The organism is Acinetobacter sp. UBA3461, from assembly GCF_002381195.1.
In the GTDB taxonomy this organism is placed as follows: Bacteria; Pseudomonadota; Gammaproteobacteria; order Pseudomonadales; family Moraxellaceae; genus Acinetobacter; species Acinetobacter schindleri.
The window spans coordinates 120,161-127,886 of sequence record NZ_DFRO01000026.1; the positions used below are offsets into that span (position 1 = coordinate 120,161).

6 protein-coding genes are annotated in these 7,726 nt (G+C 45.9%); all 6 read left to right on the top strand.

Annotated features, from left to right (window positions below; genetic code table 11):
• The first annotated feature begins 272 nt into the window (after positions 1 to 272).
• Positions 273 to 1,934, top strand: a complete 1,662-nt coding sequence (lldP, locus tag B3D47_RS06645; RefSeq protein ID WP_048881571.1) for an L-lactate permease — start codon at positions 273 to 275, stop codon at positions 1,932 to 1,934.
• Between the two features lie 21 nt (positions 1,935 to 1,955).
• Positions 1,956 to 2,699, top strand: a complete 744-nt coding sequence (lldR, locus tag B3D47_RS06650; protein WP_004810656.1) for a transcriptional regulator LldR — start codon at positions 1,956 to 1,958, stop codon at positions 2,697 to 2,699.
• 3 nt (positions 2,700 to 2,702) lie between these two features.
• On the top strand, positions 2,703 to 3,857 hold the full coding sequence (gene lldD / locus B3D47_RS06655) for an FMN-dependent L-lactate dehydrogenase LldD (RefSeq protein WP_048881570.1): 1,155 nt from the start codon (positions 2,703 to 2,705) through the stop codon (positions 3,855 to 3,857).
• A gap of 156 nt (positions 3,858 to 4,013) precedes the next feature.
• Positions 4,014 to 5,708 carry a D-lactate dehydrogenase gene (dld, locus tag B3D47_RS06660; protein ID WP_286860771.1) on the top strand — a complete coding sequence of 565 codons (1,695 nt, stop codon included), beginning with the start codon at positions 4,014 to 4,016 and terminating at the stop codon, positions 5,706 to 5,708.
• Positions 5,709 to 5,940: 232 nt separating this feature from the next.
• Positions 5,941 to 6,294, top strand: a complete 354-nt coding sequence (locus B3D47_RS06665) for a hypothetical protein (protein ID WP_004810650.1) — start codon at positions 5,941 to 5,943, stop codon at positions 6,292 to 6,294.
• A gap of 107 nt (positions 6,295 to 6,401) precedes the next feature.
• Positions 6,402 to 7,726 (top strand): 2,4-dienoyl-CoA reductase FMN-binding domain-containing protein (locus tag B3D47_RS06670; protein ID WP_286860774.1); only part of this gene is annotated, 1,325 nt, incomplete at its 3' end.

Here is a 7,726-nt window from a genome sequence, read left to right on the forward strand (position 1 = left end):
CTTCATTTTATTTCAACCTTTGCTTCTCTCGACCTGTTAAATACCGGATGTTGCTTAGCTATCACTTATATTGAATTCCATCTTTTAATATAAAAATTGGTCATACCAATTATATTTTAATAAATTAGCTATTGCAGTATTTTAAATATTTCATTAACTTTGGCTGGATAAAAGACCGATATTGGTCTGTTTAATGCTAAATTGGTCATACCAATAAGCTTTTGAACATGTCCTGTAATGAAATAACAAACAAGCATTTCAAGGAGTAGAGAATGCTTCAACAGTGGCAACAAATTTACGATCCAATCGGAAATATCTGGATTTCCAGCGCGATCGCCCTTATTCCAATCGTATTCTTTTTTCTTGCTCTTGCTGTTTTCAGAATGAAGGGCAGTGTAGCGGGAACGATTACTGTGGCTTTGGCATTTCTGGTGTCAATGTTCCTCTACAAAATGCCAGTCACTATGGCATTGGCTTCCATGGTCTATGGGTTCTTCTACGGCTTGTGGCCGATTGCCTGGATTATTATTGGCGCCGTATTCCTTTACAAGATTTCAGTGAAGACCGGTCAATTTGACATTATTCGCTCATCGATCCTGTCATTAACCGAAGACCAGCGTTTACAAATGTTATTGGTCGGCTTCGCTTTTGGTACTTTTCTGGAAGGTGCTGCAGGCTTTGGCGCACCGGTTGCAATTACTGCAGCGTTATTAGTAGGTCTTGGATTTAAACCACTGTATGCCGCGGGTTTATGTCTGATTGTGAACACTGCACCTGTGGCTTTTGGTGCGATGGGAATTCCGATTATTGTCGCTGGTCAGGTATCAGGCGTAGACACCATGGAAATCAGCCAGATGGTAGGACGTCAGTTGCCAATCATGGTACCCATCGTACTGGTGTGGATTATGGCAATCATGGATGGCTGGCGTGGTGTGAAAGAAACCTGGCCTGCAATTTTAGTCGGTGGGGGTTCTTTTGCCCTGGCGCAGTTCCTGACTGCTAACTATGTGGGTCCTGAATTACCTGATATCACTGCAGCGATTGCATCTTTGGTGAGCTTAACGGTATTACTCAAGTTCTGGCAGCCAAAACATATTTTCCGTTTTGATAATGAACAACTGGTCGATAGCAACATTGCTTTGGCAAGCCAGCAAAAATATAGCATCGGTCAAATTATTAAAGCGTGGTCGCCATTTGCGGTACTGACTGCCATGGTAACTTTATGGAGCATCAAACCATTTAAAGATCTGTTTGCCAAAGATGGGGCTTTAAGTGATTTAGTAATTTCTATTAAAGTGCCTTTCCTGCATCAAATGATTCAAAAGTTGCCGCCGGTGGTCGCTGAAGCGAAAGACTACGACGCGATCTATAAATTTGACTGGTTGTCGGCGACGGGTACAGCGATCATGATCGCTGCAATCATCACCATCATTTACCTGAAAATGAAACCGAAAGACGCAGTAGCGACCTTTGCTGAAACAGTAAATGAGCTGAAAACACCGATTTACTCAATTGGTATGGTATTGGCGTTTGCTTTCATTGCCAATTATTCGGGCTTATCGGCAACCTTGGCATTAGCCTTGGCACATACAGGACAAGCATTTACGTTCTTCTCACCATTCCTGGGTTGGGTCGGTGTATTCCTGACAGGGTCTGATACTTCAGCAAACGCATTGTTCTCGGCTTTACAGGCAACCACGGCTCAGCAGATCGGTGTACCTGAAGTATTGCTGGTGGCAGCGAATACCAGCGGTGGTGTAACCGGTAAAATGATTTCACCACAATCGATTGCAATTGCCTGTGCCGCAGTAGGTCTTGTCGGTAAAGAATCGGATTTATTCCGCTTTACCGTAAAACACAGTATCACCTTCACGGTGATGATCGGTATCATTATCACCTTACAAGCTTATGTGTTCCCATGGATGATTCCATAACACCATACTGAGGGCGGTGCAATGAAAGTCTCTGATAAAGTCGTACAAAGTCTGCGTAATCTGATTGAAAAAAATCATATGCAGGTCGGGGACCGTTTGCCCGCAGAACGTAAATTATGTGAACAGTTAGGCGTGTCGCGCTCTTCGTTGCGAGAAGCACTGCAACATCTGGTTAGCCAGGGCATGCTGGTGAGCCGTGTTGGTGCCGGTACTTATTTGCAGGAACTACCGAATCACTGGTCACAGCATCATATTGTGCAGCCTTTAAGTGACTTGATGGATGTCGATCCTGAATACCGTTTTGATGTTCAGGAGTCTCGTCTGATTCTGGAAGGCGGTACAGCCTGGTATGCAGCACAGCGCGCCACACCCGATGATATAAAAAAAATCAGACAGTGTTACGACCAGATTGCACATTATCAGCTGTTGGGTGATGACGATGAGGCAGCTCGCGCGGATGCCCGTTTTCATCTTGCCATTGCCGAGGCATCGCATAATGTGGTGCTGATCCAGTTGATGCGCAGTCTGTTCGACCTGTTGCAATTTAATGTGGTACTCGGACGACGCAAAGTCTATTCCGAGGCCCACCGTTTTGATCAGTTGCAGGACCAGCACTTTAAGGTGATGGCTGCAATTGAGCGTCAAGATCCAGAAGCTGCACGTCAGGCAGTTTGTGGACACATTGAGTTTGTCATTCAGCAAGTACGCACGATTGATGAGGATGAAGCCCGTCAGCAGCGTATGAGCCGATTAAACAGGATCTAAATTATGATTATCTCTTCTGCAAATGATTACCGTGAAGCCGCACGACGTCGTCTTCCACCATTCCTGTTTCATTATATTGATGGTGGGGCTTATGCAGAATACACGCTGAAGCGCAATGTAGAAGATTTATCAAAAGTAGCGCTGCGTCAACGTGTCTTGAATGACATGTCAGCGCTAAATCTGGAAACTAAATTATTTGATGAAACCCTGTCGATGCCGGTGGCCTTGTCACCTGTAGGCTTGACCGGTATGTATGCACGCCGTGGAGAAGTACAGGCAGCAGTTGCTGCAGACCAAAAAGGGATTCCATTCACTTTGTCGACGGTATCTGTGTGTCCAATTGAAGAAGTGGCACCAGCGATCCAGCGCCCAATGTGGTTTCAGCTCTATGTCCTGCGTGACCGTGGCTTTATGAAAAATGCCTTGGAACGTGCCAAAGCTGCGGGTTGTTCAACGCTGGTCTTTACCGTGGATATGCCAGTGCCGGGTGCACGTTACCGTGATGCGCATTCTGGCATGAGTGGACCAAATGCAGCGATGCGCCGTTATATGCAATCTTGCATGCATCCGCATTGGGCCTGGAATGTCGGCTTAATGGGTCGTCCACACGACTTGGGTAATATCTCGAAATACCTCGGTAAACCGACAGGCCTTGAAGATTATATCGGCTGGTTGGGTGCCAATTTTGATCCGTCTATTTCCTGGAAAGATCTGGAATGGATCCGTGACTATTGGGATGGTCCGATGGTGATCAAAGGGATTCTGGATCCTGAAGATGCTAAAGATGCTGTACGTTTCGGTGCGGATGGCATTGTAGTATCCAACCATGGTGGTCGTCAGTTAGATGGTGTGTTATCTACCACACGTGCCTTGCCACCAATTGCTGATGCGGTAAAAGGTGAACTGAAAATCCTGGTCGACTCTGGTATCCGTAATGGTCTGGATGTGGTGCGTATGCTGGCAATGGGTGCGGACACCTGTATGCTCGGTCGGGCCTTCGTTTATGCATTGGGTGCTGCAGGCGGGGCTGGTGTCAGTAACCTTCTTGATCTGATCGACAAGGAAATGCGTGTTGCCATGACCTTAACAGGTGCCAAGACCATTGCTGACATTACACAGGATTGTCTGGTAAGGCTCGATCGCGAAATTTCACAATAAAACCAATCAGGATGACCACTCTAAATCGTGGTCATCCTAAAGTAATTCGGAACAACAGAATTGCTGCTATTTCATCTATTCAAGATTAAAAATCCAAAACATGCTTATGGCTGATTTTATAAAAAGATAGCCATAAAAATGAAACGGGGCTCTACTATGCAAAACTCATTTGACACTACTGCGACCTTAAAAAATCTGGTCGCTGTGGTCGGCCAGCGACATGTGTTGACGGACGATCACGATACTCGTCTGTATCGGCAGGGCCGGCGTTATGGTTCAGGTGAGGTGTTTGCGGTCGTCACTCCAGGTTCATTACTGGAACAATGGCAAGTATTGCAAATTGCTGTTGCAGCAGACTGTATCGTGATTATGCAGGCAGCCAATACCGGTTTAACTGGTGGTTCAACGCCGTTTGGTGAATATGACCGTCCAGTGATTGTGATGAGTACTCGCCGTCTGGCAGGTATTCAGGTGATCCAGGAGGGCAAACAGGTTGTCTGTTTGCCGGGTGCAACACTTGATGCACTGGAAAAGCAGCTGGCACCATTTAACCGTGAACCGCATTCGGTGATTGGTTCATCCTGTATCGGTGCTTCGGTGTTGGGTGGTGTGTGCAATAACTCCGGTGGAGCCTTGGTTCGCCGGGGGCCGGCCTACACTGAACTGGCATTATATGCGCGTGTGAATGAACATGGCGAACTGGAGCTGGTAAATCATCTCGGTATCTATCTGGGTCACAGTCCGGAAGAGATTCTGAAAAATCTGGAGCAGAAACAATATAACGAGCAGGATATCCAGCAGCAGGAACATCGCTGTGCTTCCGATCATCGTTATAGTCAGGATGTGCGTCAGGTCGATGCTGATACTCCAGCACGCTTCAATGCCGATCCAAGCCGTCTGTTTGAAGCCTCTGGTTCTGCGGGCAAGGTGTGTGTTTTTGCAGTACGTCTGGATACTTTTGAAAAAATCCCAAGCCAAGTGTTCTATGTCGGCACTAACTCGCAGGATGACCTGACGGAAATCCGTCGTTTTTTGCTCAAAGATCTGCCACGTCTGCCGATTGCTGGAGAATATATTCACCGTGTGGCTTATGACATCGGTGCGGAATACGGCAAAGACACTTTTATGTTCATTGAAAAATTTGGTACTGCCAAAGTGCCTGCCGCATTTGCCATGAAAGACAAGGTTGATGGGATAATGCAGAAAATGGGGCTACGTGGCTTAAGTGACAAAATTCTGCAAATGATCAGTAAAATGCTGCCATCACATTTGCCAAAACGTATGAATGAGTACCGTGATCTGTATGAGCATCATCTGATTCTCAGAATTGAAAATCAGGATGTGGCACAGGTACAGGCATTCTTTGAAGGCTACTTTAAGGCCCATCCTGACGGGAACTATTTTCTCTGCACCGAAGACGAAGGACGTAAGGCATTTTTGCACCGTTTTGCCGTAGCTGGTGCAGCAATTCGTTACCGTGATACCCATTTAAGTGAAGTGGAAGATATTGTGGCGCTGGATATTGCGCTGCGTCGGAATGACCGCCAATGGGTAGAAACTCTGCCACAGGAGATGGAAGAGCAGATCTTACATAAACTTTATTATGGTCACTTCCTGTGCCATGTATTTCATCAGGATTATATCGTGAAAAAAGGGGTTAATCCGCTGAAAATGGAACATGTCATGTGGAAGCTGCTGGATGATCGTGGTGCGGAATATCCAGCTGAACATAATGTAGGGCATCTCTACATTGCCAAACCGGCATTAAAAAACCATTACCAGAAGCTGGACCCGACCAATAGTTTTAATGTCGGTATTGGGCATAGCTCAAAGCTGAAATACTGGAAATAAGCAGAAAAACTGGGAATAACAACAATAACAATATGATCTGGCCTATCTCATGCAGTGCTCGCACTGCTTTTTTTATCTGTAAAACATTGGAAAATACAGGTTGTACGAATGTTGCAATAGATCGAAAAACTGCTGATTTAAATCCATTCTTGGGTTTTAATATGCCAAGTAGAGATCATTACCTGGTCCTGATACGATAAAACTAACAATAACAATTTTTTAGGAATTTCTTATGAATTCGAGTATCACCCCGCCCCAGCTGCCACGACTGCATGAGCGTAATCAGACTTTGTCTGTATTGCATGGCATTTATGCCGGCCTGTTGATCTTTAGTGGCGCAGTATTTCTTTATCTTGAATCTCAGCAAAGAACCGCTTCAACCATCAGCCTGGGATTTATCATTCTATTAATGCTGGTATTGATCTATTTCAATGTTCAGGCAGCTCTGAAAGTTAAGAAAGGTCAGGGCGAGGGGCGTACACTTTCCCGAGTTATGGCGGTGCTGATGCTGTTGAGTTTTCCTGTAGGAACAGTACTGGGGGCAATTGCATTATGGAAAAGCTCGGCGAAACAGTGGGAGGCCTGAGTTGACCTGAGAAAGCAATAATTTTGTGAAAATGCCATAAACAAAAATAAAAAACACGCTAGAGTAATATGCAACAAGTTGCAAAGCCATCATCAAAGGGAATAGCCATGACAACGACTCGTTATGCGAATATTTTAAAACCGCTTCATCTGGGATTTACCACGATTAAAAACCGGGTGGTGATGGGTTCAATGCATACCGGGCTGGAGGATCGTTTCTATAATTACCCCAAACTGGCAGCTTATTTTGGCGAGCGTGCCAAAGGTGGGGTAGGTCTGCTCATCACGGGTGGTATTTCTCCAAACCGTCAGGGCTGGTTACTGCCTGCAGGCGGGACCATGAATACCTTGGGAGATATTGCTCCGCATCGACTGGTAACTCATGCTGTGCATAAACATGGTGCCAAAATCCTGTTGCAAATCCTGCATGCGGGCCGTTATGGCTACCAACCTTTTGTGGTTTCAGCGAGTCCAATCAAGTCCCCGATTTCTCCTTTTAAACCACGACAGCTTTCAGAAAAACAGATTCTGGCTACTATTCAGGACTATGTAAAAACTGCCAGTCTGGCAAAAAAAGCCGGCTATGATGGTGTGGAAATCATGGGTTCAGAAGGTTACCTGATTAACCAGTTCCTGAGTCGTCATGTTAATCAGCGCAATGATCGCTGGGGTGGTTCGATCGAAAACCGGATGCGTTTTGCGGTGGAAATTGTCAAAGCGATTCGGGCCGAGATTGGTGAAAAATTTATTATCTGCTTCCGTCTGTCTTTACTGGATCTGGTACATGATGGTAATACCATGCAGGAAGTCATTACCGTCGCTAAAGCATTAGAGAAGGCCGGAATTACTTTACTCAATACTGGGATCGGCTGGCATGAAGCACGTATTCCAACCATTGTTACGTCTGTGCCACGGGCTGCTTTCGTCGAGTACACTGCAGAAGTAAAGAAAAATGTTACTGTTCCGGTGATCGCATCGAATCGTATCAATATGCCAGATACTGCTGAAGAAATCCTGGCATCAGGGCAGGCGGACATGGTGCAAATGGCACGTCCTTTACTGGCAGATGCTTTCTGGGTTAATAAAACAGCGACCAACCGTGTTGATGAGATCAATACCTGTATCGCCTGCAACCAGGCTTGTCTCGACCATACGTTTAAAAACCAGCGTGCTACCTGTTTAGTGAATCCGCGTGCTGGATATGAAACTGAACTGGTTTATGTCAAAACCAAAAAACCGAAACGGATCGCCGTTGTGGGTGGTGGCGTTGCAGGTATGTCAGCGGCAACGGTGGCTGCCGGACGTGGTCACGAGGTGACCCTGTTTGAAGCGACGAACGATGTCGGTGGCCAGTTCAACCTGGCCAAAGTAGTGCCTGGTAAAGAAGAATTTCATGAAACCATTCGTTATTTCAAGGTTCAAATAGAAAAGAC

Bases quoted from the DNA above. Each gene is read 5' to 3' on its own strand.
- B3D47_RS06665 (WP_004810650.1), top strand. From the start codon at position 5,941: ATGAATTCGAGTATCACCCCGCCCCAGCTGCCACGACTGCATGAGCGT.
- lldR (WP_004810656.1), top strand. From the start codon at position 1,956: ATGAAAGTCTCTGATAAAGTCGTACAAAGTCTGCGTAATCTGATTGAA.
- lldD (WP_048881570.1), top strand. From the start codon at position 2,703: ATGATTATCTCTTCTGCAAATGATTACCGTGAAGCCGCACGACGTCGT.
- lldP (WP_048881571.1), top strand. From the start codon at position 273: ATGCTTCAACAGTGGCAACAAATTTACGATCCAATCGGAAATATCTGG.
- dld (WP_286860771.1), top strand. From the start codon at position 4,014: ATGCAAAACTCATTTGACACTACTGCGACCTTAAAAAATCTGGTCGCT.